Raw genomic sequence first — 24533 nt, forward strand, 5'->3', positions numbered from 1 at the left:
AAAGCGAGGAGGCTAAATGCCGCGAATGGTCGTGTAAGGGGGGAAGTTGGTGGGCGACCCTGGAATCGAACCAGGCGTGCGTCTCCGCGAGGGAGTTACAGTCCCCTGCCACACCTTGCGGCCTGTCGCCCAACGTGCGCCGAGGTATCGCCGCGCCGCGGGAGGGTCAAGGCGAAATTCGCTTGTCTTCGGTGCGATTGGCCCGCATCACCGCCCCATGGCCAGGAAACCCCAACGCATCATCGAGAAGGAGCGGGCGCGGCGCGAGGCGGCACGCTCCACCCTGTGGCTTTTCGGGCTGCACGCGGTGCGCGACGCGCTGCTGAACCCCGCCCGCCAGAAGCTGCGGCTGGTGGTCACGCGCAACGCCGAGGAGCGGCTGGGCGACGCCATCGCCGCGTCGGAGATGACGCCCGAGATCGGGGATCCGCGCAAGTTCCCCGCGCCGCTCGACCCCGGATCGGTGCACCAGGGCGCGGCGCTCGAGGTGCGGCCGCTGGACTGGGGGCCGCTCGACGATCTGCTGGCGCGGGCCGAGGGGCCGCCGCGGCTGGTGCTGCTGGACCGGGTGAGCGACCCGCACAACGTGGGCGCCATCCTGCGCTCGGCCGAGGTGTTCGGCGCCACGGCGGTGATCGCTCCCGCCCGCCACGCGGCGCCGGAAACCGGCGCGCTGGCCAAGACGGCCTCGGGCGCATTGGAGCGCCAGCCCTACCTGCGCGTGGGCAACCTGGGCAACACCATGACCGAGCTTGCGAAATCCGGCGTGATCCTCCTGGGGCTGGACGGGGAGGCCGAGACCTCGATCGCCGACGCGGCGGCGCAATACCACGACCGGCCGCTGGGCCTGGTGATGGGGGCCGAGGGGCCCGGGCTGCGCGCGCGCACGCGGGAGCTGTGTCATGGGCTGGTGCGGATCGACGCGGCCGGAGGCTTCGGGTCGCTGAACGTGTCGAACGCGGCGGCCGTGGCGCTTTATGCCACGCGAATCGCGCGGTGATCACACTCGCGCGACCGGATCTGGTGCAACCGGGCGGTGATTCCCACGTTTATCCCATGGCACCCGATCCGGAACCTCGGGTGACCTGTCACTGTCCCTCGTTCCGAAACTCGCGCCCGGGCCTTGCGCCACGGGCGCTTTTTTGTCGAAGGTGCCGGCATGGATGACAGTGACCTCAAACGGATCCTGACTGGCACCAAGACCGTCGCCTGCCTCGGCGTCTCGCCCAACCCGGTGCGCCCCAGCTATTTCGTGGCCCGCTACCTGAGCTTGCGCGGCTTCACCGTGCATCCGGTGAACCCGGTGGCCGCGGGGCAGCGGATTTTCGGGCGCGAGGTCCTGTCGAGCCTGTCGGACCTGCCCGCGGGGGTGCAGATGCTCGACGTCTTCCGCCGCTCGGAATTCGTGCCCGAGATCGTCGACGAGGCGCTGGAGGTCATGCCCGATCTCAGGGTGATCTGGATGCAGATCGGCGTGCAGCATGAGGGGGCCGCCGCGAAGGCGCGGGCGCGGGGGATCGAGGTGGTGATGAACCGCTGCCCCAAGATCGAGTACCAGCGCCTGTTCGGCGAATTGCGCATGGGCGGCTTCGCGACCGGGGTGATCTCGTCCAAGCGGCGGTAGGGCGTCGGACCGGTCACGGGGGCGCCGCCCCCGTCCGCTGCGCGGACTCCCCCGGAGGTATTTCGGGAAAGATGAAGCCGGGGTTTTCCCCGGCTTTGCGATATTTGCAGTTGCTGGCGCCGCGGCCGTGATCCGGCGTTCAGCGCGCGGCTTTTTCGGCGAGTCCGGATTGCGACTGGCGCCGGGCGAGTTCGGCCTCGATATCGGCAAGGCTCACGTCGCGGGCGGCGCACATGACCAGCAGGTGATAGAGCGCGTCGGCGGCCTCGGATGCCAGGCGGTCGCGGTCGCCCTTCACGGCCTCGATGATCGCCTCGACCGCCTCCTCACCGAACTTTTCGGCGCATTTCTCGGGACCCTTCGACAGGAGCTTCGCCGTCCACGAGCTGTCGGGATCGGCCTCCTTGCGGGCGGCGATGGTGGCGGCGAGATCGTGCAGCGCGCTCATGTCAGCCTCATGGGGATGCCGGCGGCGGCCATGTGGGCCTTGGCCTCGGCGATGGAATAGTCGCCGAAATGGAAGATCGAGGCGGCCAGCACCGCCGACGCGCCGCCCTTGGTCACCCCTTCGACCAGGTGGTCGAGCGTGCCCACCCCGCCCGAGGCGATGACCGGCACCGAGACCGCGTCGCTGATCGCGCGGGTCATGGGCAGGTTGAACCCGGCCCGCGTGCCGTCGCGGTCCATCGAGGTCAACAGGATCTCGCCCGCGCCCTTGGCCACCACGGTGCGGGCGAATTCCACCGCGTCGATGCCGGTGGGGCGGCGGCCGCCATGGGTGAAGATCTCCCACCGGTCCTCGGACACCGCCTTGGCGTCGATGGCCACCACGATGCATTGCGAGCCGAAGCGGTCGGCGGCTTCGGACACCACGTCGGGGTTCGCCACGGCGGCCGAGTTGAAGCTGACCTTGTCGGCGCCCGCCAGCAGCAGGTTGCGCACGTCGTCGGCGGTGCGCACGCCGCCGCCGATGGTCAGCGGCATGAAGCAGTGCTCGGCCGTCCGCGTGACCAGGTCGAACATGGTGCCGCGGTTCTCGTGCGTGGCGTGGATGTCGAGGAAACACAGCTCGTCCGCGCCGGCCGCGTCATAGGCGATTGCCGCGTCCACCGGGTCGCCCGCGTCGCGCAGGTCGACGAAGTTCACGCCCTTGACCACGCGGCCATCGGCGACATCGAGACAGGGGATGATCCGGGTCTTGAGCATGGCCCGCTTCTAGCGCGGGCATCACGTTTGTGCCAGTGGCCGATCGACCGGTCTGGCGCGGGCTACGTACCGTCTGGAACCGCAACCTGGAGGAGCAACCATGCGCAGACTTATCCCGGTCCTCGGGGCCCTGCTGGCCGCGACGCCCGCCCTGGCCGACTACCAGCGGATGCAGGCGGAGGGCTCGGTCCCGGAGGCCATGGAGCGTCTGACCGCCGCGGTGGAGGAGGCGGGGGCGACCGTGTTCGCCACCATCGACCACGGCGCCGGGGCGGCGTCGGTGGACATGGACCTGCCCGACAGCCAGCTCTTGATCTTCGGCAACCCGATTCTGGGCACGCCCGCCATGCAGGCCGACCCGCTGGCGGGGCTGCACCTGCCGCTGAAGATCCTGGTCTATGCCGATGGCGACGGGCAGACCTGGGTCGCCTACGAGGAGGTCGAGGAGACCTTCGATGAGCTTGACGCCGTGGAGGACCTGGAGGTTCTGAAGCGGATGGAAGGCGCGCTCGGCAATTTTTCGTCCGTCGCGGCTGGCGAATAGGCGTCTCGGCGCCGAGCGTTCCGACGGGGCCTCGCAGGGTCGGGTCGGCGCCCCACCTCAAGGTCAGGCCGTGCCATTCCCGGCGCGGCGCATGACCGGAAAGGATGCCGCCATGACCCTGCGCACGATTCCCCTGATCCCCATGATGACGCTTGCCGCCTTCCTCGGGCTGGCCGCCTGCCAGGAAGAGGAGGCCGAACCCGAGGACACCGGGGCCGAGACCGGCCAGATGGAGGAGACCGAAGAAGGCGAGGCCGAGACCGAGTAGGTCCGGCCGGCCTGTCGCGGCGCGGGGCCCTCAGCCCAGCGCCGCGATGGCCTGCGACAGGTCCAGCGCGCCGTCGTAAAGCGCGCGGCCCGAGATCGCGCCCGCGATGACGCCGGTGTCGCGCAGGGCCAGAAGGTCGTCCATGGACGACACGCCGCCCGAGGCGATGACCGGCATCTCGACCGCGCGGGCCAGCGCGGCGGTGGCGGCCACGTTCGGCCCCTGCATGGCGCCGTCACGGTCGATATCGGTGTAGATGATCGCGGCGACGCCCGCGTCCTCGAAGGATTTCGCCAGGTCGGTCACCTGCATGTCGGTCTCGGTCGCCCAGCCGCGCGTGGCCACGCGGCCGTTGCGCGCGTCGAGCCCCACGGCGACCTTGCCCGGGAAGGCGCGCGCCGCCTCGCGCACAAGGTCGGGGTTCTCGACCGCCACGGTCCCGAGGATCACGCGCGCCAGGCCGCGGTCGAGCCACGCCTCGATGGTCGCCATGTCGCGGATGCCGCCGCCCAGCTGCGCGGGGACGTCGACCGCGGCAAGGATCGATTCGACCGCCGCGGCGTTCACCGGCCGGCCCTCGAACGCGCCGTTCAGGTCCACGAGGTGGAGCCATTCGCATCCGGCGGCCACGAAGCTTTGCGCCTGCGCGGCCGGATCCTCGCCGAAGACGGTCGCCGCCTCCATGTCGCCACGCAGGAGCCTTACGCAGGCGCCGTCCTTCAGGTCGATGGCGGGGTAGAGGATCATGGCGCGGGCTCCTGTGGCGATTTCACCGCGCTTTTGCCCGCAGCGGCGAAGGCATGCAACAGACCCAACGTCAGTGTTGCGTGGCGCGCGGGTGCTGCGCATCGTCGGCGCAGTCTTTCGGGAGGAGATACCATGAAAAAGACCATTCTCGCCGCCATCGCCACGCTGGGCCTGGCCGGGGCCGCGCATGCCCAGGACGTCAGCGGCCAGTGGCGCACGCAGGCCGACGACAACGGCAACTTCGCGCTCGTGACGATTTCGCCTTGCGGTGGCGATTATTGCGGCGTGATCTCGGCGGCCTACGGCCCCGACGGCCGCCAGATCCAGTCGCCGAACGTGGGCCGGCGCATCGTCTGGGACATGACGCCCCAGGGCGGCGGGTCCTTCACCGGCGGCAAGATCTGGGCCCCGGACCGCGACAAGACCTACAACTCTAAGATGCAGCTTTCGGGCAATTCGCTGAAGGTCGAGGGCTGCGTCCTGGTGGTCTGCCGCGGGCAGACCTGGGCCCGGGCGAACTGAGCAAGGCTGGCTGAGACCCGGCACGGGGCTAGGTCGTCTTCAAGCGCGACACAGCGAAGGAGGACGCCACCCGTGCCGATGATCCAGACTGCCGACAAGATCGACCTTTACGTCAAGGACTGGGGGTCGGGCCGCCCGGTCATCCTGATCCACGGCTGGCCGCTGAACGCTGACGCGTGGGAGGCGCAGGCCCTGGCCCTGCTCGAGGCCGGCTTCCGCGTCATCAGCTACGACCGGCGCGGGTTCGGCCGGTCGGGCCAGGCCTGCAAGGGCTACGACTACGACACCATGGCCGATGACCTGGCGTCGATCATCCGCACGCTCGACCTGCGAGACGTGACCATCGTGGGCTTTTCCATGGGGGGCGGCGAGGTCGCCCGCTACATGACGCGCCACGGCACCGCGCGGCTGCGCAGCGCCGCGCTGATCGCGTCCATCGTGCCCTACATGGCCAAGACCGGAGACAACCCCAAGGGCGTCCCGGCCGACGCGTTCCAGGGGATGAAGGACGGCGTGCGCACCGACCGGCCGCAGTTCATGCGCGACTTCTTTCCCAACTTCTTCGGCAACGGGACCGATGCGGGCGGGGTCAGCGAGGGCATGCTCGACTGGACCTTCAACATGGCGATGATGGCCAGCCCCAAGGCCACGATCGACTGCATCGACGCGTTCGGGACCACGGACCTGCGCGAGGACGCGCGCAAGATCGACGTGCCCGTGCTGATCGTCCACGGAACGGGGGACGAGATCGTGCCCATCGACGTGTCGGCCCGGCAGGCGGCCGAGCTGATCGAGCAGTCCACCCTGAAGGAATACGAGGGCGCGCCCCACGGCCTGACGGCGACCCATGCCGAGCGGCTGAACGCCGACCTGCTGGAGTTCCTGAAGGGCTGAGGTCGCGTTCACGGTTTGTCAGCGATCGCGGGGCAGGATGGGGTCATGCGATACGCCCCGTCTGCCCTGCTGCCGTTGATCATTCTTGCCGCCTGCGGGTCCGTTGACGGCACCGATGCGGGCCACACGGTGATGGTCGACACCTACCTGTCCACGCCGGATCCGGGATCGGCCAGCCGGGACGCGGCCGCGCGCAGGTGCCGGGCGCGGGGGCAGGGCGGTGCGACCCATATCGCGACGCGGGACACCGCACGCAGGACCGTGCGCCACGTCTTTCGCTGCGGCTGAGGCCCTGGGGACCAGCCCCGCGCGGGCCTCAGGGGGTCCAGGCCAGGAAATTCGCGATCAGGCGCAGCCCGGCCGATTGGCTTTTCTCGGGGTGGAACTGCGTGCCGACCCGGGTGCCATGGGCGACCACGGCGGTGATGTCGGTGCCGTAATCGCAATGGGCCAGCCGCTGCGCCGGGTCGCGCATGGCCATGTGGTACGAGTGCACGAAATAGGCGTGATCGCTGGTTTCCAGCCCGTCCAGCACGGGGTGGGGCCGGTCGATAACCAGGTCGTTCCAGCCCATATGCGGCACCTTCAGCGCGGCGTCGCCGGGGTCGATCGCGACGACGTCCGCGTCGATCCAGCCCAGGCCCTCGGTCTCGCGGTACTCGAACCCTCGCTGCGCCATCAGCTGCATGCCCACGCAGATGCCCAGGAACGGGCGGCCGCGCTCCTCGACCGTTTCCAGCAGCGCCTCGTGCAGGGCGGAGCGGTCGCGCACCAGCGCGGCGCGGCAGGCCGGGAAGGCGCCGTCGCCCGGCAGCACCACGCGGTCGGCGCGGGCCACGTCCTCGGGGCGGGACGAGACCAGCACCTGGCCGCCATCGGTTTCGCGCGCCATGCGCTGGAAGGCCTTCTCGGCCGAATGCAGGTTGCCGCTGTCGGTGTCGATCAGGACGGTGAGCATGGGGTCAGAGCGCGCCCTTGGTCGAGGGCACGGCATTGGCCTTGCGCGGATCGGCCTCGACCGCCTGGCGCAGGGCGCGGGCGGTGGCCTTGAACGCGGCCTCGGCGATGTGGTGGCTGTTGATGCCGCGCACCATGTCCAGGTGCAGCGTGATGCCGCCATGGGTGCTGAACGCCTGGAAGAACTCGCGCACCAGCTCGGTGTCGAAGGCGCCGATCTTCTGGGTGGGGAAGGCGACGTTCCAGCCCAGCCAGGCCCGGCCCGACAGGTCCAGCGCGCACATCACCTGCGCGTCGTCCATGGGCAGCGCGCACTGGCCGTAGCGCGCGATGCCGCGCTTGTCGCCCAGCGCCTTGGCCAGCGCCTGGCCCAGCGCGATGCCCACGTCCTCGACCGTGTGGTGGTCGTCGATATGCAGGTCCCCGGTCGCCTTGATCTTCATGTCGATCAGCGAATGGCGCGCCAGCTGGTCCAGCATGTGGTCGAAGAAACCCACGCCGGTCTCCATGTCGTAGGATCCGGTGCCGTCGAGGTCGACCATCACGGTGATGTCGGTTTCCGAGGTCTTGCGGGTGATCGAAGCGCTGCGCATCTTGCGGCCTTTCGCCAGGGTCGGGTCTCAGCCCGGCTATAGGCGCGATGGCGCCGGCTGAAAAGCCTCGCCGCGCCGCACGGAAAAAACCGGCGCAATTAGATGACATCCGCCCGGTGTTCGGGTTTACCTAGTGACATGACGGGGTTGCACAAACCCTCGGTGTCGCGTTGGACTGCTCCGGACTAAGGTCTAGCTAGCCACTAGGCGACATTACCAGGCCGACGGGAGGCGTCCTGGCGTCGGGAGAGCAAGCTGCCACTGCGCCGCCTGCCACCCACAGCGCCCGATCTCTCCCACGGTACGAACGCGAAGGGATGAGACTATGAAAGACGGCCAATCGGATATCGACCCCGTAGAATCCCAGGAATGGCAGGAGGCGATCGAGGACGTCATCGCCCGCGACGGCCCCGACCGTGCGCATTTCCTTCTGGACAAGGCCGTGTCACAGGCCCGCGCCCACGGCGCGCAGCTGCCCTTCTCGTCGACCACGCCCTACCAGAACACCATTCCCGCCGACGAGCTGCTGGAAATCCCCGGCGACGCCGAGATGGAAAAGCGCATCCGCTCCATCAACCGCTGGAACGCCATGGCGACCGTGGTGCGCCGCAACAAGGAATCGTCGGAATACGGCGGTCACATCGCCAGCTTCGCGTCCTCGGCGGCCATGTACGACATCGGCCTGAACCACTTCTGGCGCGCCAAGTCGTCCATCCACGGCGGGGATCTCGTCTTCTTCCAGGGCCACATCATCCCCGGCATCTATGCCCGGTCCTTCATGGAAGGCCGCATCTCGGAAGACGAGCTGATCAATTTCCGCTCGGAGGTCGCGGGCAACGGGCTGTCGTCCTACCCGCACCCCTGGCTGATGCCGGATTACTGGCAGTTCCCCACCGTCTCCATGGGGCTTGGCCCGCTCATGGCGATCTACCAGGCGCGGTTCATGAAATACATGCACAACCGCGGCCTGATCGACGCTGCGGACCGCAAGGTCTGGTGCTTCCTCGGCGACGGCGAGATGGACGAACCCGAAAGCCTTGGCGCCATCAACCTCGCCGCGCGCGAGAAGCTGGACAACCTGATCTTCGTCATCAACTGCAACCTGCAGCGGCTCGACGGCCCGGTGCGCGGCAACCACAAGATCGTGCAGGAGCTCGAGGGCAGTTTCCGCGGCGCCGGCTGGGAGGTCATCAAGACGCTCTGGGGCCGTGGCTGGGACGATCTGCTGGAGCGTGACACCTCGGGCAAGCTGCGCCAGCTCATGGACGAGACGCTGGACGGCGACTACCAGACCTTCCGCTCGAAGGATGGCGCCTATATCCGCGAGCACTTCTTCGGCAAGTATCCCGAGACGGCGGAACTGGTCGAGGACTGGACCGACGAACAGATCTGGAACCTGCGCCGCGGCGGGCACGACCCGCAGAAGGTCTATACCGCCTACAAGCGCGCGACCGAGGTCAAGGACCGCCCCACCTGCCTGCTGATCAAGACGGTCAAGGGCTATGGCATGGGCAAGGCCGGCGAGGGGCAGAACACCACCCACCAGCAGAAGAAGCTGGACGAGGAACAGCTTCTGGCCTTCCGCGACCGCTTCAAGATCGACCTGAGCGACGAGGACGCCAAGAAGGCGCCGTTCATCACGCTCAACAACGCGCAGAAGGCCTACCTGGCCGACCGCCGCAAGGACCTGGGCGGTCCGTTTCCCGCGCGCTTCACCGACAGCCCGTCGCTCGAGGTGCCGTCGCTCGACGCCTTCTCGCGCGAGCTGAAGGACAGCGGTGACCGCGAATTCAGCTCGACCATGGCCTTCGTGCGCGTGCTGACCACGCTGCTGCGCGACAAGAAGATCGGCGAACGCGTCGTGCCCATCGTGCCCGACGAATCCCGCACCTTCGGGATGGAGGGTCTGTTCCGCTCGGTCGGCATCTACAACCCGCTGGGGCAGAACTACACGCCCGAGGACCGGGACCAGATGTCCTACTACAAGGAGGCTCTGGAAGGTCAGGTGCTCCAGGAAGGCATCAACGAAGCAGGTGCCATGGCCGACTGGATCGCGGCGGCCACGTCGTATTCGACCCACGGCGTGCCGATGATCCCGTTCTACATCTACTACTCGATGTTCGGCTTCCAGCGGATCGGCGACCTGGCCTGGGCCGCCGGCGACAGCCGCGCGCGCGGCTTCATGCTGGGCGGCACGGCCGGGCGGACCACCCTGAACGGCGAGGGTCTTCAGCACGAGGACGGGCACAGCCACATCCTGAGCTCGACCGTGCCGAACTGCATCAGCTACGACCCCACCTTCAGCTACGAGGTGGCGACCATCGTGCAGTCGGGCCTGAAGCGGATGTTCGCGGACCAGGAGGATGTCTACTTCTACATCACCCTGATGAACGAGAACTATCACCACCCCGAGATGCCCATGGGCAGCGAGGAGGGGATCCTCAAGGGGCTCTACCGCTTCCGCAAGACCGACAAGCCCGGCAAGAAGCACGTGAACCTGATGGGGTCGGGCACGATCCTGGTGCAGGTGATCAAGGCGGCCGAGATGCTGAAGGAGGATTTCGGCGTAACCAGCGACATCTGGTCGGCGACGTCCTTCACCGAGCTGGCCCGCGACGGGCAGGACTGCGCCCGCCACAACCGCCTGAACCCCTTCGCCGAGCCCAAGGTGCCGTATGTCACCCAGACGCTCACCAACGCCAAAGGACCGATCGTGGCGGCGACCGACTACATGAAGAACTTCGCGGAACAGATCCGCGGCTTCGTCGAGCAGCCCTACACGGTGCTGGGCACCGACGGGTTCGGCCGGTCCGACAGCCGCGTGAACCTGCGCCGCTTCTTCGAGGTCGACGCGAACCACATCGCGGCGGCGGCCATGCACGAGCTGTTCAAGCAGGGCAGGGTCACCAAGGCCGACATGGAAAAAGCGTTGAAGAAATACGAGATCGACGGCGGCAAGCCCAACCCGCGGCTGGCCTGAAGTCGACCGATAACGAGGAGACAGAAGAACAATGGCAACAGAAGTTAAAGTTCCCGATATCGGCGATTTCGATGACGTTCCCGTCGTGGCCGTTCTGGTCAGCGTCGGCGATACCGTCGCGAAGGAAGACCCGCTGATCGAGCTGGAGTCCGACAAGGCCACCATGGAAGTGCCCAGCTCGCACGCGGGCAAGGTCGTCGAGATGAAGCTCAGCGAGGGCGACAGCGCCTCCGAGGGCACCGTGATCCTTCTGCTCGAGGAAGAGGGCGCCGGCGGCGGTGACGATTCCGGCGGCGGCGACGACAAGGCCGAGGCCGACAGCGGCGGCAAGGACAAGCCCGCCGAGGCCTCCGGTGGCGGCCAGGAGGGCTATGGCGACGGCGACCAGAAGGGTCAGAGCGCCGCGCCCGCGTCGAACGCCCAGTCGTCCAACACCGTGGTCGACACCGGAAGCTCGAAATTCCACGCCTCGCCCAGCGTGCGCGCCTTCGCCCGCCGGGTGGACGTGGACCTGCGGCAGGTGAACGGGTCCGGCCGCAAGGGCCGCATCCTGCGCGAGGATGTCGAGAAGGCGCTGAAATCCCAGGCCGCGCCGTCGGGCGCCAGCGCCGGGCAGGCCGCGCAGGGGGGCATGGGCATCCCGCCGATCCCGGCGCAGGACTTCTCGAAGTTCGGCGAGGTCGAGAATGTCGAGATGACCCGGATCCAGAAGATCTCGGGCCCCGCGCTGCACCGGTCGTGGCTGAACATCCCGCATGTCACCCACAACGAGGACGCGGATATCTCGGTCACCGACGATTACCGCAAGGAGCTGGACACCCAGGCCAAGAACGAGGGCTACCGCGTCACGCTGCTGTCCTTCGTGGTGAAGGCCAGCGTCAGCGCGCTGAAGACGCACTGGCAGTTCAACAGCTCGCTCCACCCCGATGGCGACAAGCTGATCCGCAAGCACTACTACAACATCGGTTTCGCCGCGGACACGCCGAACGGGCTGATGGTGCCGGTCATCAAGGACGCCGACAAGAAGGGCATCGTCGAGATCTCGAAAGAGCTCGGCAGCCTCAGCGCCGCCGCGCGCGACGGCAAGCTGAAGGGCGACGACATGAAGGGTGCGACCTTCACCATCTCGTCCCTGGGCGGCATCGGCGGCACCAGCTTCACCCCCATCGTCAACGCGCCCGAGGTCGCGATCCTGGGCCTGACCAAGTACTGGATGAAGCCCATCTGGGACGGCGAGAAGTTCGTGCCGCAGAAGACCCTGCCCATGAGCCTCAGCTACGACCACCGCGCCATCGACGGGGCGCTGGCCGCCAAGTTCGCGGCGCGCCTGGCCTATCTCATGGCGGACCCCCGCCGGTTGATGCTGTAAAGAGGGAAGCGAGACATGGCTGATATCAAACTTCCCGACATCGGGGATTTCACCGATGTGCCCATCGTTGCCGTGCTGGTCAGCGTTGGCGACAAGGTCGAGGCCGAGGACCCGCTGATCGAGCTGGAATCCGACAAGGCCACGATGGAGGTGCCGAGCCCGCAGGCCGGCGTCGTGAAAGAGATCAAGGTCAAGGAAGGCGACACCGTTTCCGAAGGCGACCTGATCATGGTGTTCGAGGGCGCAGACGAAGGCTCCGGCGGTGGCGGGGGCGGCGACGACAAGCCCGCCGAGAAGGCCGAGACGCCCAAGCAGGACGACACGCCCGCGCCCAAGGCCGCGTCGGGCACCAAGGCCGGATCGGGCGACATGCATGCCGACCTGGTCGTGCTGGGCTCGGGGCCGGGCGGCTACACGGCCGCCTTCCGCGCCGCGGACCTGGGCAAGTCGGTCATCCTGATCGAGCGTTATTCCACCATCGGCGGCGTCTGCCTGAACGTGGGCTGCATCCCGTCGAAGGCCCTGCTGCATGCGGCCAAGGTCATCACCGAGACCGAAGAGATGTCGTCGCACGGCCTGGCCTTCAAGCGCCCCGAGATCGAGCTGGACAACCTGCGGTCCTGGAAGGACGGCGTGGTCAAGCAGCTGACCGGCGGCCTTGCGGGGCTGTCGAAGCAGCGCAAGGTGCAGATCGTGACCGGCTGGGGCGAATTCTCGGGCGCGAACTCGATCAGCGTGTCGACCGATGATGGCCAGAAGACCGTGACCTTCGACCAGTGCATCATCGCCGTGGGCTCCACCCCGGTCGAGCTGCCGTTCATTCCCCACGACGACGAACGCATCGTCGACAGCACCGGCGCGCTGGAGCTGTCCAACATTCCCAAGAAGATGTGCGTCCTTGGCGGCGGCATCATCGGGTTCGAGATGGCGACCGTCTACGAGGCCCTGGGCTCCGAGGTGACCGTGGTCGAGATGATGGACCAGATCCTGCCCGGCGCCGACAAGGACATCGTGAAGCCCCTGTCCAAGCGCATGGAGAAGCGGCTGAAATCCATCAAGCTGAAGACCAAGGTCACGGACGTGAAGGCCCAGAAGAACGGGCTGAAGGTCACCTTCGAGGACGAGAAGGGCGAGTCGAGCAGCGAGATGTTCGACAAGATGCTGGTCGCAGTGGGCCGTCGCCCGCTGGGCGCGTCCTGCGCCGCCGACAAGGCCGGCGTGAAGGTCAGCGACCGCGGCTTCATCAACGTGGACCACCAGCAGCGCACCAACGTGGATCATATCTTCGCCATCGGCGACGTGGTCGGCCAGCCCATGCTGGCGCACAAGGCGGTGCACGAGGGCAAGGTCGCGGCCGAGGTCGTCTGCGGCGAGAAACGCGCCTTCGACGCCCGCATCATCCCCTCGGTGGCCTATACCGACCCCGAGGTGGCGTGGTGCGGCGTGACCGAGGAGCAGGCCAAGAAGGAAGGCCGCAAGATCCACAAGGGCGTGTTCCCCTGGGCCGCGTCCGGCCGGGCGCTGGCCAACGGCCGGTCCGAGGGGATGACCAAGCTGATCTTCGACCCCGAGGATGACCGGGTGATCGGCGGCGCCATCGTCGGCACCAACGCGGGCGACCTGATCTCCGAGGTGGCGCTGGCCATCGAGATGGGGTCCGACGCGGTGGACTTGGGCCACACCATCCACCCGCACCCGACACTGTCCGAGACGGTGAACTTCGCGGCCGAGATGTTCGAGGGCACCATCACGGACCTCATGCCGCCGAAGAAGAAATGAGACTCGAGACGGCCGCGGATCCCTTCCGCGGCCGTTTCGCTTCGGGTGTCCGTGTTGCCCGTTCAGCCCGGATGTTCCTGAAAACAAAGGGTTTCGAAATAGCGTGCCGATTGAAACCGGACCGGTTCACGCTAGGTAAGCTCATAAGATACAGTGAGGGGGCGTGCCGCCCGGTGCGCCCCGACCCCGCAACGAGAGGAGACGCCCCATGGCACAGAACAATCCCTTCGACATGAATCCCTGGATGAAAGCCTTCGATCCCGAGGAAATGCGCAAGATGTGGGATCCGCAGAACATGATGAGCATGTTCCAGCAGCAGCCCAAGGGCCAGATGTTCGACATGGAAGACGTCATCAAGGCCAACCAGCGCAATTTCGACGCCATGGCCGAGGCCAACAAGTCGGCCGCCGAGGCCTACAAGGGCCTGCTGGATAAGCAGATGGAAATCTTCGACAAGATGACCGATGCCGCCCGCCAGCAATACGAGTGGATCGAGGCGAATACCGGCCCCGAACAGATGAAGGCCAAGACCGCCGCCATGAACGACGCGGTGGAAGAAGCGCTGAAGATGATGCGCAAGATGGCCGAGGACGCCCGCAACGCCAACGAAGAAGCCTTCAAGCAGGCCCAGGGCCAGATGAAGGAAGCCGTCAGCAAGGTCGAGGAAACGGCCAAGAAGGCGGCGGCTCAGGCCAAGAAATCCTGAGGCTTCCGCGTCGGCAGTATACCGACGTATTCCGCTAAATATCGGGAAACGCTGCACATTCAGCGTTTCCCTTTTGCGTTCCAGGGGCTAGCGTGGCGCAAGTCCGCGCGAGGTTTCCCATGGCGTCCATCAACGATCATCCGCTGCGTTACGCGCTGGCCAACGAACTTCACGCGCGGCCTTTCCCGTCGCTCAGCGCGCCGTGTTTCGCCGCCTATCTCGCGATCAAGGCGCCCGAGAACGCCGCCGGACGCGACCGCACCGCCGACCGCGACCACCTGGTCGCGCTGCTCGACCGCTTCGGCGCCCAGCACCCCAAGGCCGACGCCACCCATTGGTTCGGACAGATCGGCCGGTACGAGCTGAAATGGGAGCAACATACCGAGTTCGTGACCTACACGATCTTCGGCGACGGCGTGGCCGAGAAACCGTTCGACAGCGGCATCTTCGACGTCTTTCCGAACGACTGGCTGGCCGACGCGCCGGGGGCGCGCATCACCTCGGCGCTGATCCGGGTCGAGGAAAGGCCCGACGACGACACGGTGCGTGATCGGCTGGCCAAGTGGTTCGTGCCCGAAAGCCTGGCCGCCTCCGAGGTCCTGGACCGCAGCGCCCTGATCGCCAGCGACTTCCGCATCGACACGACGGGGCATATGCGGATGGCGGTCTTCACCAAGCCCGATATCGGCAACCGCCGCGTGGGTCGCATCGTGCAGCGCCTGTGCGAGATCGAGACCTACAAGACCATGTCCATGCTGGGCCTCGCCCGCGTGCGCAGCCTGTCCGCCAAGCTGGGGCAGCTCGACCGGGACCTGACGCGCCTGATGGACGACATGACCGGCGACAATGCCCGCCCCGAGGCGACGCTGAAGGCGCTGCTGGGCGTCTCGGCCGAGCTCGAAACCATCCTCGCCCAGACCTCGTTCCGGTTCGGCGCCACCGGCGCTTACGAGGCGCTGGTGAACCAGAGGGTGAAGGTCCTGCGAGAAGAGGCGTTCGAGGGCCGCCAGACCATCGGCGAATTCATGATGCGCCGGTTCGACCCGGCCATGCGCACCGTCACCGCGACGCGCGGGCGGTTGCAGGAAATGTCCGAACGCGCCCTGCGCGCGGGAGAATTGCTGCGCACCCGGGTCGATGTCGAACGCTCGGCCCAGAACCAGGATCTGCTGGAAAGCATGGATCGCCGGGCCGACCTGCAACTGCGGCTGCAACGCACGGTCGAAGGCCTGTCGGTGGTGGCGATCAGCTATTACGCGCTGAACCTGGTGCTGTATGTCGCGGCGCCCATCTTCGCCGCGATCGGCGTGTCCAAGGCGATCGGCACGGCAATCCTGGTCCCGCTGGTGGTGCTGGCCGTCTGGGCGCTGGTCCGCCGCATTCGCAACGCGATCGAGTAGGCGCTCACTCGGCCGGGCGCGCGCTGGGGACGGGGACGCCGGGCAGGTCCAGCGACAGGATGCCGGTCCAGCGGGCCGCCACCAGCGCGGCCAGCGCCGCCGCCACGTTGGCCACCGCGGCCGCGACGGCGATGCCGGTGAACCCCATGACCCCCACCAGCGCCCAGGCCAGCGGGATATAGACCAGCAGGATCCGCCCGAGGCTCAGCCCCATGGAGACCGTGGCCCGCGACCGGGCGTTCATCGCCGCGTTCGCCGTGACCATCATGCCGTAGCCGAACAGCGACAGCCCCGCGATATGCAGGTAGGTCGTTGCGATCTGCGCGTCTTCCTCGCCCGAGGCGATGGCCCCGGCGAAGACATCGCCGAACAGCAGCAACAACGCCGCCAGGGCCGCGCCGTAAACTATGCACAGCAGGAAGGTGAAGCGCATGGCGGCGCCCGCGCGGTCCTGCCGGTCGGCGCCCCAGTTCTGGCCGATCACCGGCCCGATCCCCGAGCTCAGCGCCAGCATCGGCACCAGCGCCAGCGTCTGGATCCGCGTGGCCGCGCCGAACCCCGCCACCGCCGCGTCGCCCAGCGTCGCCACGGCCGCCGTGACCGCGGCCATGCCCATGGGGTTGATCGCGTTCGAAAACGCGGCCGGCAGCCCCACGCCCAAGATCTGGCGCGCGCTGGTCCACAGGTTCTTCAACGGATCGGCGCACAGCGTCAGGTGCCCGCTGCGCAAGGCCCAGGCCAGGCCGAACAGGACGGCCAGCAGCCGCGCGAGGAACGTGGCCAGTCCCGCGCCGCCGGTGCCCATCGCGGGCAGGCCCCACATCCCGAAGATCAGCAGCGGATCGATCGCGATGTTGAAGACCGATTGCCCCGACATGATGATCGACGCCGTGACCGCGTTCCCGTGCGCCCGGAACATGGCGCCCAGCTGCATCGAGATCACCAGCAGCGGGAAGGACATCAGCCACCACCCCATGTAGGCGCGGATCTCGGGCAGGGTGCGGTCCGCCGCGCCCAGCAGCGAAAAGATCGGGTTGAGCAGAAGCCACAGGACGAGGGCCGTGATCACGCCGATCGCGATGCCCAGTCCCAGCGCGTGGAAGGCCACGCGGTTGACGGCGCCGTCGCCATCGGCGCGCCCGATCCCCTGGCTCAGCGCCGCGTTGCTGCCCGCCGACAGCCCGATGGACAGCGACGTGATCGCCGTGGCGACGGGGAAGAAGAAGCCGACGGCGGCCAGCTGCGCCTGGCCGACCTTCCCCAGGAAGAACGCGTCGGCCAGCCCCACGGCGATCACGCCGAAGATGCCCACGACCATGGGGGCCGATGTGCCCACCACTGCCCATCGCACCGATCCCGTCGTGAGATCCCTGTCGCCCTTCGCCATGCCGTATCCCGTGCCGCGTGTTCTTGCGGAGCTAGCGGCGGCGCCGTCGCAGGCAAGCCGCGGGTCTTGTGGCCCGGCCGCGCCTGTCCCATCCTGCGCGCCAAGCCGACAGGAGCCCCCCATGCCCATCAAGAACCGTTTCGCCGAAATGTTGCCCGAAATCACCGCCTGGCGGCAGGATCTGCACGCCCATCCCGAGATCCTGTTCGATACGCACCGCACCGCCGCGCTGGTGGCCGAGCGGCTTCAGGCCTTCGGGTGCGACGAAGTGGCCACCGGTCTGGGCCGCACCGGCGTTGTCGGCATCATCGAAGGCAAGACCAACGCCTCGGGCCGCACGATCGGGCTGCGCGCGGACATGGATGCACTCCCGATCCGCGAGGCGACGGGCAAGCCCTATGCCTCGACCACCGACGGCGCGATGCATGCCTGCGGCCACGACGGTCACACCGCCATGCTGCTGGGCGCCGCGAAATACCTGGCCGAGACACGCAATTTCGACGGCCGCGTCGCCGTGATCTTCCAGCCCGCCGAAGAGGGCGGCGGCGGCGGGCGCGAGATGTGCCGCGACGGCATCATGGAACGCTGGAACATCGAGGAGGTCTACGGCATGCACAACTGGCCCGGCATCCCCGTGGGCCAGTTCGCGATCCGCCCCGGGCCCTTCTTCGCCGCCACGGACGTGTTCGACATCGTGGTGGACGGGCAGGGCGGCCACGCCGCCAAGCCGCACGAAACGGTCGACCCCATCGTCTGTGCCGCGCAGATCGTCTCGGCGATCCAGTCCATCGCGTCGCGCAACGCCGACCCGGTGGAACAGATCGTGGTGTCGGTCACCTCGGTCGAATCCTCGTCCAAGGCCTTCAACGTGATCCCCGGATCGGTGGCGCTGAAGGGCACCGTGCGCACGCTGAGCCCCGCCATGCGCGACCTGGCGCAGACCCGGCTGAGCCAGCTGGCCGAAAGCGTGGCGGCGGGCTTCGGCGCCGTGGCGCGGGTGGATTACGACCGCAACTACCCGGTGATGGTGAACCATCCCGACCAGACCGATTTCGCGGCGCAGGTCGCCGCCTCGGTGGCCGGAGACTGCGCGCATGCGCCACTGGTCATGGGGGGCGAAGATTTCGCCTTCATGCTCGAGGAGCGGCCGGGCGCCTACATCCTCGTGGGCAATGGCGATACCGCGCCGGTCCACCACCCCGAATATGATTTCACCGATGACGCGATCCCCGCTGGCTGCTCGTGGTGGGCCGGCATCGTGGAACAGCGACTGCCGGCGGCGTGAAGCCGGTCCTGATCCTCCAGGGCCGCCCCGAGGACTTGGCGGCCGACGAGGAATACGACGCGATCCTGCGCCGCGGCGGCTTGACCGGGGACGACACGTTGCGCGTGCGGCTGGAACGCGACGGCCTGCCGGACGGCCTGTCGCTGGACGATGTCGGCGCGATCATCATGGGCGGCGGGCCCGCCTGCGTCTCCGACGATCCCTCGACTCGCAGCGCGCCCGAGACCCGCATCGTCGAAGGGCTGCGCGCGCTGCTGGTCGATATCTGCGCGCGCGACCTGCCGTTTCTCGGCTGTTGCTACGGGATCGGGGCGCTGGCCGATTTCCTGGGCGGCCCGGTCTCGAAGGACCGCTGGGGCGAGGGCGTGTCGGTGACCGATTGCCGTGTGACCGATGCGGGCCGCGCCGATCCACTGCTCGAAGGTGTGCCCGACCGTTTCGGCGCGCTGGTGGCCCACAAGGAGGCGGTGCAGGCCCTTCCGCCGAGCTGCGCGCATCTGGTCGAGGGGCCGGACTGCCCGTTCCAGATGATCCGCCACGGGCGCAACGTCTATGCCACGCAGTTCCACCCCGAGGCCGACGCCGCCAGCTTTGCCCTGCGCATCGATGTCTATGCCGACCGCGGCTATTTCGAGCCGTCCGAGGCCGAGCGGCTGAAGGCCCTTGCCGCCGCAGGGCCGGTGGACGCGTCGCACCGGATCCTCGCCAACTTCGTCCGGCGGTATCGCGGGGCCTGAGGCGTGGGATATGAGTATTTGTAGACCAGTGATGAGGCCGGGGCGCGTTTTTCCTCAGGCGCGGCGCAGCAGGTCGCGGTAGATCGCGATCAGCGCGTCCGCCTCGGATTGCAGGGTGAAGTGCGCGCGGACATGGGTGCGGGCGGCGGCGCCCAGCTGCGCCAGCCGGTCGCGGTCGGACAGGGCCGTGCGCACGGCGTCGGCGATGACCGACGCCTCCCCGGGCGGCACCAGCGCGCCAGTCTGGCCGTCCACCACCAGTTCGTCGAAGGCGCCGACCGTGGTCGCGATCACCGGCACGCCGCAGGCCATGGCCTCGAGCGGGGTCAGGCCGAAGCCTTCCCACCGCTGGGGCGCGACGTAGAGGTCGAGCGCGGCGTAATGGTCGGCGATCTCGTGCACCGGAACTTCGGGCGGGAAGAGGATGCGCCCGGACAGGCCGGCGGCCTCCACGCGCGCCTTCAGGTCCTGCAGGAAGGCGCGGTCCTTCTCGGTCGCGCGGCCCATGACCAGCGCGGTGGCGTCGGGATGCGCGGGCAGGACCGCGATCATCGCGTCGACGAACAGGTCCGTGCCCTTGGAGCTTCGGATGCGCCCGAAGCAGCCGATCAGCAGTCCGTCCGGCAGGCCCAGCCGCTGCCGCAGCGCGGTGCGGTCCGGGGCGGGGGTGAAGGCGTCCGTGTCGATCCCGTGGCGGATGACGCTGGCGGGCCGGTCGAGATAGGCGGCGGTCTTGTCCGACGTCGCCACCACGGCGTCCATGCGCGCGATCAGCCACTTGGTCAGCCCGGTATGTCGCCGCTGCGAGGCCGACGTGAACAGCAACGCCATCCGCTTGCGCAGCAGGTGGCGCAGGGCGAGGCCGCCGATCATCTCGACATTGCGGCGCGCATGCCAGACACGGCGCACCCGCCGGGGCAGAAGCGGCAACCGCCAGAGCGGGATCTGCGGAACGTGGTCGGGCAGGGCGGGGGCGGTGGCGCGGATGGCGATCTGGCGGGCCTGAAGCGGCACCAGTCGCACCACCGTGGCGGTCACGCCCGAGAGCCGGCGCTTGAAATTCGGGGCCAGGACGACCGGCGGCGCGGTCTCGGACGGGCGGGCCGCCAGCCCGCGAAGCTCGTCCGCCACCGCGTCGAGGTCCGGGGCCTGCAATTCGGCGGCACCGGCGCGGTCGCCGTCGAGGAAGGGCGCGATCGCGGCGGGCAACTGCGCCGGATCGTCTATCACGGTCGCGGCGCCCTGATCGACCAGGGCCGCGTAGATGTCGGCGGCGTTGGTGATGTGCGGCCCCGTCACCGCGTGGCAGCCGAGCTGCGCGGGCTCCACCGGGTTGTGGCCGCCCATGTCGGTGAACGAGCCGCCGACGAAGGCCGCGGGGGCGAGCGAGAACCACAGCCCGAGCTCGCCCAGCGTATCGGCCAGGTAGATCTGGCACCGCGCGTCTGGCAGCGCGGCGGTCGAGCGTTGGGTGACCCAGAACCCCCGGTCCTGCAGCTCGGCCGCGATGGCGTCCCCACGCTCGGGGTGGCGGGGGACGAGGATCAGCAGCAGGTCGGGGCGGTCGTTCAGGAGGGTGCGATGCGCCTCGGCGGCAATGACCTCTTCCCCCGGGTGGGTCGAGGCCGCGACCCAGACGGGCCGACCCGCCAGCGCGCCCTGCATCTCGTCCAGCCGGGCGGTGTCCACGGGCAGCGGATCGGCGGCCGTCTTCAACGTGCCGATCACGCGCAGCCGGTCGTCCCGCGCACCGAGCTCCCGCAGGCCCCGCGCCGTCCGCTCATCTTGGGCGAGGATCAGGCCGATCCGGTCCAGCATGTGGCGGGCCAGGGGGCGCAGCTTCTGCCAGCGGCGCAGCGACCGGCCCGATAGGCGCGCGCCGACCAGCGCGACGGGAATGGCGCGGTCGTGCGCTTCGGTGATCTGCCGGGGCCAGAGCTCGGATTCCGTGAGCACCAGCAGGTCCGGGCGCCAGTGGTCCAGGAACCGCCGCACGGCGCGCCCGGTGTCGAGCGGCGCGAAGCGGTGGACCAGGTCGGGCGCGCGGGCGGCCACCATCCGGGCCGACGTGGCGGTGGTGGTCGTCAGGACCACGGTGGCGTCCCGCGACAGGCGCTGGGCGAGGGGGAGGATCGACATCGCCTCGCCCACCGACACGGCGTGGACCCAGATGACACGTCCCGCCGGGCGGTTACCCGACTGCAATCCCCGGCGTTCGGCCAACCGATCCCCGGGCACGCCTTGCGAAGTCAGCTTGTCGGCATCCCGGCGATACGCGGCGGGCGCGATCCCCGCCGCCAGCACCCGGTACAGTGCGTAGAGCGCCCGGCCGGGCAGGCTCATCCGCCCGTGTGGCTCATGTGCCGGGTCATCTGGCCATCCGCGCGCTGGCGCGAATAGTCGAAATCATGGCCCTTCGGCTTCAGCGAGATCGCGGCGCGGATCGCCTGTTCCAGCACCCGGTCGTCGTCGGAGGCGCGCAGCGGGGCGCGCAGGTCGGCCATGTCTTCCTGCCCGAGGCACATGTAGAGCTCGCCCGTGCAGGTCAGCCGCACGCGGTTGCAGCTTTCGCAGAAATTATGCGTCAGCGGCGTGATGAAGCCGATATCCTGGCCCGTCTCCTCGATCTTGGCGTAGCGTGCCGGGCCGCCGGTGCGCTTGGGGATATCGGACAGGGTATAGCGCTCGGCCAGTTGGCCGCGCAGGTCCTTCAGCGACCAGTACTGGCCGACGCGGTCCTCGTTGCCCAAATCGCCCATGGGCATGACCTCGATGAAGGTCAGGTCCATGCCGCGATCGGCGCACCACTCGGTCAGCGCGAACAATTCGTCCTCGTTGAAGCCCTTGAGCGCGACGGTGTTGATCTTGACCTTCAGCCCGGCGGCCAGCGCGGCGTCGATCCCCTTCAGCACCTGCGGCAGGCGGCCCCAGCGGGTCACGCGGGCGAACTTGTCCTCGTCCAGCGTGTCGAGCGAGACGTTCACCCGGCGCACGCCGGCGGCATACAGGTCCTCGGCGAAGCGATGCAGCTGCGATCCGTTGGTGGTGAGCGTCAGCTCGTGCAGGTCGCCGCTGTCCAGGTGCCGGGACATGGAGCGGAAGAAGGTCATGATATCGCGGCGCACCAAGGGCTCGCCGCCGGTGATGCGCAGCTTCTTTACCCCCAGCCGGACGAAGGTCGAACACATGCGGTCGAGCTCTTCGAGCGTCAGCAATTCCTTCTTGGGCAGGAACTGCATGTTCTCGGCCATGCAATAGACGCAGCGAAAATCGCAGCGGTCGGTGACGGAGACGCGCAGGTACGAGATCGCGCGCTGGAACGGGTCGATGAGGGGTGCAGTCATGGTGGGGAAGCTAAGGGTCGCGCAGTCGGCCCGCAAGCCTCCTTTGGTCGTTGGCAAGGCGCGCCGCAGGACCTAGCTTGGAACACATGAAAGTATTCTTGATCCTGGGCGCGGTCGCCCTTTCGTTGTCGGGCTGCGCCCGCGTGTCCTCGGTTTTCCAGGGCGGTGGGTCGTCTTCACCGGCGCCCCAGGCCGAGGCGGCACCACCCCCGCCCGAGGAAATCGCCGAGATCGTCAGCGCCCCGCCACCGGCAAGCGGGTCGCGCACCGCCGACGATTTCGACACCGTCACCGACGAGCAGAGGACCGCCGCGAGCGCCGCGCCCAGCGGGGGCGAGCAACGTTTGGGCGAGGTCGTCGCCTCGCTGGGCGATCCGACACAGCCCGGCCTTTGGATCAAGACCTCGCTGGTGGATGCGCAGCAGTCGGGCCGGCTGGAATACCCGGTGCGCGGCACCTCGGCGGTGGTTGAGCTGCGGCCGCTGGACGGTGACGGCGGCAGCCAGGTATCGCTGGCGGCCATGCGCCTGCTCGAGGCGCCGCTGACCGACCTGCCGACGCTGGTCGTCTACGCCAACTGATGGACGACGCGGGGCGCGACCGGCGCATTCTGCCGCCCGATCGCGCCGCCTTCGCCTGGGATATTCCCGACCGGCTGAACATCGCCGAGCGCTGTTGCGACAGCTGGGCCGCGCTGGCGCCCGACCGCGTGGCCTTGCGTCACGTGGGCGCGAACGGCGCGGTGACGGACTGGACCTATGCCGCCCTGAAGGACGCCTCGGACCGGCTGGCGGCGGCGCTGGCGGCACGGGGCGTGGGCCGCGGCGAGCGGGTGGCGCTGCTGCTGAGCCAGGGCCCCGAGGTCATGCTGGGGCATTTCGCGGCGATGAAGCTGGGCGCCGTCTCGCTGCCGCTGTTCACGCTGTTCGGCCCCGAGGCCCTTCGGTTCCGGCTGGCCGACAGCGCGGCGAAGGTCGCGATCACCGATGGCGCGAACCTGCCGAAGCTCACCGGCCTGCGCGACGACTTGCCCGACCTCGAACACCTGCTCTGCACCGATCCGGGGCAGGGCGTGCCGGCGCTGGACGCGCTGGTCGCGGCGACCGATCCGATTGCCCGGTCGGTCGATACCGCCGCCGACGACCCGGCCATGATGATCTACACGTCCGGCACCACCGGGCCGCCCAAGGGTGTCCTCCACGCCCATCGCTTCCTGCTCGGGCATCTGCCCTGCATGGAGGTCAACCACGCCGACCTGCCGTTGCCGGACGACGTGGGCTGGACGCCCGCCGACTGGGCGTGGATCGGCGGCCTCATGGACCTGGCCATGCCGTCCCTTTACTACGGCGTGCGCCTGATCAGCCACCGGATGCGCAAATTCGACGCCGGGGCCGCGTGGGACCTGATCGCGCGCGAGCGCGTCACGCGCCTGTTTCTGCCGCCCGCCGCGCTTCGGGCCATGCGGACGGTGCCGGTGCCGCAAGGCGTCGCCGTGCGGTCCATCGGGTCGGGGGGCGAGGCGCTGGGCGCCGACCTGATCGGCTGGGGGCGCGAGACGCTCGGCGCGGAGATCAACGAGCTTTACGGCCAGACCGAGTGCAACCTCGTCGTCGCCTCGGACGCCGCGCGGGGGGTGCAAAAGCAGGGCTACATGGGCCGCGCGGTGCCCGGCCACGACGTCGCGGTGATCGACGCGGGCGGCACCCCGGTGCTGGACCAGCTGGGCGAGATCGCGGTGCGGCAGCCCGATCCCGGCATGTTCCTGCGGTATTGGAACCGGCCCGAGAAGACGGCCGAGAAGTTCGCGGGCGACTGGATGCGCACCGGCGACCTGGGGCGGATGGACCGGGACGGCTACGTCGCCTTCGTGTCGCGCGACGACGACGTGATCAATTCCAGCGGCTACCGCATCGGCCCGTCCGAGATCGAGGGCTGCCTCTGCGCGCACCCGGCCGTGGCGGCGGCCGCCGTCGTGGGCCTGCCCGATGCCCAGCGGGGTGAGGCGGTGACCGCCTTCGTGGTGCTGGCCGGCGGGGTCGACCCTGCGGACATCGAAGCCACGCTCATCGACCATGTGCGCAGTGCGCTCAGCCCGCACATGGCGCCCAGGGCCGTGCATCTGCGCGACAGCCTGCCGGTCACGGCCACGGGCAAGATCATGCGCCGCGCGCTGCGCGACGACAGCGCCTAG

24 protein-coding genes, 1 tRNA gene and 1 pseudogene are annotated in these 24533 nt (G+C 68.6%); 16 read left to right on the plus strand and 10 right to left on the minus strand.

Features of this window, described 5'->3' with window-relative positions:
• Positions 1 to 47: 47 nt before the first annotated feature.
• Positions 48 to 131, minus strand: a tRNA-Tyr gene (locus tag BUB76_RS17955).
• A gap of 86 nt (positions 132 to 217) precedes the next feature.
• Here BUB76_RS17955 and BUB76_RS10910 point away from each other — a divergent pair.
• Together BUB76_RS10910 and BUB76_RS10915 are read left to right on the plus strand one after the other, a co-directional pair.
• Positions 218 to 1000, plus strand: a complete 783-nt coding sequence (locus BUB76_RS10910; RefSeq protein WP_073128824.1) for a TrmH family RNA methyltransferase — start codon at positions 218 to 220, stop codon at positions 998 to 1000.
• 159 nt (positions 1001 to 1159) lie between these two features.
• A complete protein-coding gene (locus BUB76_RS10915) occupies positions 1160 to 1624 on the plus strand; it encodes a CoA-binding protein (protein ID WP_073128825.1) in 465 nt (154 codons plus the stop codon).
• 139 nt (positions 1625 to 1763) lie between these two features.
• On the opposite strand, the gene BUB76_RS10920 is transcribed toward BUB76_RS10915, so the two are convergent.
• Positions 1764 to 2072, minus strand: a complete 309-nt coding sequence (locus tag BUB76_RS10920) for a phosphoribosyl-ATP diphosphatase (protein WP_073128826.1) — start codon at positions 2070 to 2072, stop codon at positions 1764 to 1766.
• Positions 2069 to 2830, minus strand: a complete 762-nt coding sequence (gene hisF, locus BUB76_RS10925; protein WP_073128827.1) for an imidazole glycerol phosphate synthase subunit HisF — start codon at positions 2828 to 2830, stop codon at positions 2069 to 2071. The genes BUB76_RS10920 and hisF overlap by 4 nt, the downstream gene beginning before the upstream one ends.
• A gap of 100 nt (positions 2831 to 2930) precedes the next feature.
• Between hisF and BUB76_RS10930 the strand changes: the two genes are divergently transcribed.
• The gene (locus tag BUB76_RS10930; protein WP_073128828.1) at positions 2931 to 3374 is read left to right on the plus strand and encodes a DUF302 domain-containing protein; all 444 of its coding nucleotides are present in this window, start codon (positions 2931 to 2933) and stop codon (positions 3372 to 3374) included.
• A gap of 112 nt (positions 3375 to 3486) precedes the next feature.
• The gene (locus tag BUB76_RS17960) at positions 3487 to 3642 is read left to right on the plus strand and encodes a hypothetical protein (RefSeq protein WP_175550299.1); all 156 of its coding nucleotides are present in this window, start codon (positions 3487 to 3489) and stop codon (positions 3640 to 3642) included.
• 30 nt (positions 3643 to 3672) lie between these two features.
• Here BUB76_RS17960 and hisA read toward each other — a convergent pair whose 3' ends face one another.
• Positions 3673 to 4389 carry a 1-(5-phosphoribosyl)-5-[(5-phosphoribosylamino)methylideneamino]imidazole-4-carboxamide isomerase gene (hisA, locus tag BUB76_RS10935; RefSeq protein ID WP_073128829.1) on the minus strand — a complete coding sequence of 239 codons (717 nt, stop codon included), beginning with the start codon at positions 4387 to 4389 and terminating at the stop codon, positions 3673 to 3675.
• Between the two features lie 132 nt (positions 4390 to 4521).
• On the opposite strand from hisA, the gene BUB76_RS10940 reads away from it, so the two are divergent.
• The 3 genes from BUB76_RS10940 to BUB76_RS10950 all read left to right on the plus strand — a co-directional run bounded on the left by BUB76_RS10940 (position 4522) and on the right by BUB76_RS10950 (position 6093).
• On the plus strand, positions 4522 to 4911 hold the full coding sequence (locus tag BUB76_RS10940; protein WP_073128830.1) for a DUF2147 domain-containing protein: 390 nt from the start codon (positions 4522 to 4524) through the stop codon (positions 4909 to 4911).
• Between the two features lie 78 nt (positions 4912 to 4989).
• Positions 4990 to 5805 carry an alpha/beta fold hydrolase gene (locus BUB76_RS10945; protein ID WP_073128831.1) on the plus strand — a complete coding sequence of 272 codons (816 nt, stop codon included), beginning with the start codon at positions 4990 to 4992 and terminating at the stop codon, positions 5803 to 5805.
• Between the two features lie 45 nt (positions 5806 to 5850).
• Positions 5851 to 6093 carry a hypothetical protein gene (locus tag BUB76_RS10950; protein ID WP_073128832.1) on the plus strand — a complete coding sequence of 81 codons (243 nt, stop codon included), beginning with the start codon at positions 5851 to 5853 and terminating at the stop codon, positions 6091 to 6093.
• A gap of 28 nt (positions 6094 to 6121) precedes the next feature.
• Here BUB76_RS10950 and hisH read toward each other — a convergent pair whose 3' ends face one another.
• The gene (gene hisH / locus BUB76_RS10955) at positions 6122 to 6763 is read right to left on the minus strand and encodes an imidazole glycerol phosphate synthase subunit HisH (protein WP_073128833.1); all 642 of its coding nucleotides are present in this window, start codon (positions 6761 to 6763) and stop codon (positions 6122 to 6124) included.
• Positions 6764 to 6767: 4 nt separating this feature from the next.
• Positions 6768 to 7355: an imidazoleglycerol-phosphate dehydratase HisB gene (hisB, locus tag BUB76_RS10960; RefSeq protein ID WP_073128834.1), complete on the minus strand. Its 588-nt coding sequence runs from the start codon at positions 7353 to 7355 to the stop codon at positions 6768 to 6770.
• A gap of 325 nt (positions 7356 to 7680) precedes the next feature.
• Here hisB and aceE point away from each other — a divergent pair, with 325 nt between their 5' ends.
• From aceE to BUB76_RS10985, 5 genes are all read left to right on the plus strand, one after another.
• Positions 7681 to 10335 carry a pyruvate dehydrogenase (acetyl-transferring), homodimeric type gene (gene aceE, locus BUB76_RS10965; protein WP_073128835.1) on the plus strand — a complete coding sequence of 885 codons (2655 nt, stop codon included), beginning with the start codon at positions 7681 to 7683 and terminating at the stop codon, positions 10333 to 10335.
• A gap of 31 nt (positions 10336 to 10366) precedes the next feature.
• Positions 10367 to 11704, plus strand: coding sequence for a 2-oxo acid dehydrogenase subunit E2 (locus BUB76_RS10970; RefSeq protein ID WP_073128836.1), 1338 nt, complete (start codon positions 10367 to 10369; stop codon positions 11702 to 11704).
• A 15-nt stretch (positions 11705 to 11719) separates the two neighbouring features.
• Positions 11720 to 13483 (plus strand): dihydrolipoyl dehydrogenase, encoded by a 1764-nt coding sequence (lpdA, locus tag BUB76_RS10975; protein WP_073128837.1) that lies wholly within the window; start codon positions 11720 to 11722, stop codon positions 13481 to 13483.
• 208 nt (positions 13484 to 13691) lie between these two features.
• Entirely contained in the window at positions 13692 to 14189 is a 498-nt protein-coding gene (locus BUB76_RS10980) for a phasin family protein (protein ID WP_073128838.1), read from the plus strand.
• 119 nt (positions 14190 to 14308) lie between these two features.
• Positions 14309 to 15589 carry a DUF3422 family protein gene (locus BUB76_RS10985; protein WP_073128839.1) on the plus strand — a complete coding sequence of 427 codons (1281 nt, stop codon included), beginning with the start codon at positions 14309 to 14311 and terminating at the stop codon, positions 15587 to 15589.
• A gap of 4 nt (positions 15590 to 15593) precedes the next feature.
• Here BUB76_RS10985 and BUB76_RS10990 read toward each other — a convergent pair whose 3' ends face one another.
• Entirely contained in the window at positions 15594 to 16976 is a 1383-nt protein-coding gene (locus BUB76_RS10990; protein WP_073128840.1) for an MATE family efflux transporter, read from the minus strand.
• A 121-nt stretch (positions 16977 to 17097) separates the two neighbouring features.
• On the opposite strand from BUB76_RS10990, the gene BUB76_RS10995 reads away from it, so the two are divergent.
• Entirely contained in the window at positions 17098 to 18261 is a 1164-nt protein-coding gene (locus tag BUB76_RS10995) for a M20 aminoacylase family protein (protein WP_073128841.1), read from the plus strand.
• The gene (locus BUB76_RS11000) at positions 18258 to 18998 is read left to right on the plus strand and encodes a glutamine amidotransferase (protein WP_073128842.1); all 741 of its coding nucleotides are present in this window, start codon (positions 18258 to 18260) and stop codon (positions 18996 to 18998) included. Before BUB76_RS10995 ends, BUB76_RS11000 begins: the two co-directional genes overlap by 4 nt.
• 54 nt (positions 18999 to 19052) lie before the next feature.
• On the opposite strand, the gene BUB76_RS18140 is transcribed toward BUB76_RS11000, so the two are convergent.
• The 3 genes and pseudogenes from BUB76_RS18140 to moaA form a co-directional block, all read right to left on the minus strand.
• Positions 19053 to 20108 (minus strand): glycosyltransferase family 4 protein, encoded by a 1056-nt coding sequence (locus tag BUB76_RS18140; RefSeq protein ID WP_073128965.1) that lies wholly within the window; start codon positions 20106 to 20108, stop codon positions 19053 to 19055.
• Between the two features lie 606 nt (positions 20109 to 20714).
• Positions 20715 to 21341: pseudogene (locus BUB76_RS18145) on the minus strand (3-deoxy-D-manno-octulosonic acid transferase); the annotation flags it as partial.
• Positions 21338 to 22342, minus strand: coding sequence for a GTP 3',8-cyclase MoaA (gene moaA, locus BUB76_RS11015; protein WP_073128966.1), 1005 nt, complete (start codon positions 22340 to 22342; stop codon positions 21338 to 21340). The pseudogene BUB76_RS18145 and the gene moaA, both read right to left, overlap by 4 nt.
• Before the next feature lie 86 nt (positions 22343 to 22428).
• Between moaA and BUB76_RS11020 the strand changes: the two genes are divergently transcribed.
• Positions 22429 to 22923, plus strand: a complete 495-nt coding sequence (locus BUB76_RS11020) for a hypothetical protein (protein WP_073128843.1) — start codon at positions 22429 to 22431, stop codon at positions 22921 to 22923.
• Positions 22923 to 24533: an AMP-binding protein gene (locus BUB76_RS11025; RefSeq protein WP_073128844.1), complete on the plus strand. Its 1611-nt coding sequence runs from the start codon at positions 22923 to 22925 to the stop codon at positions 24531 to 24533. Before BUB76_RS11020 ends, BUB76_RS11025 begins: the two co-directional genes overlap by 1 nt.

It is taken from the genome of Palleronia salina (assembly GCF_900141995.1).
GTDB classification, from domain to species: Bacteria; Pseudomonadota; Alphaproteobacteria; order Rhodobacterales; family Rhodobacteraceae; genus Palleronia; species Palleronia salina.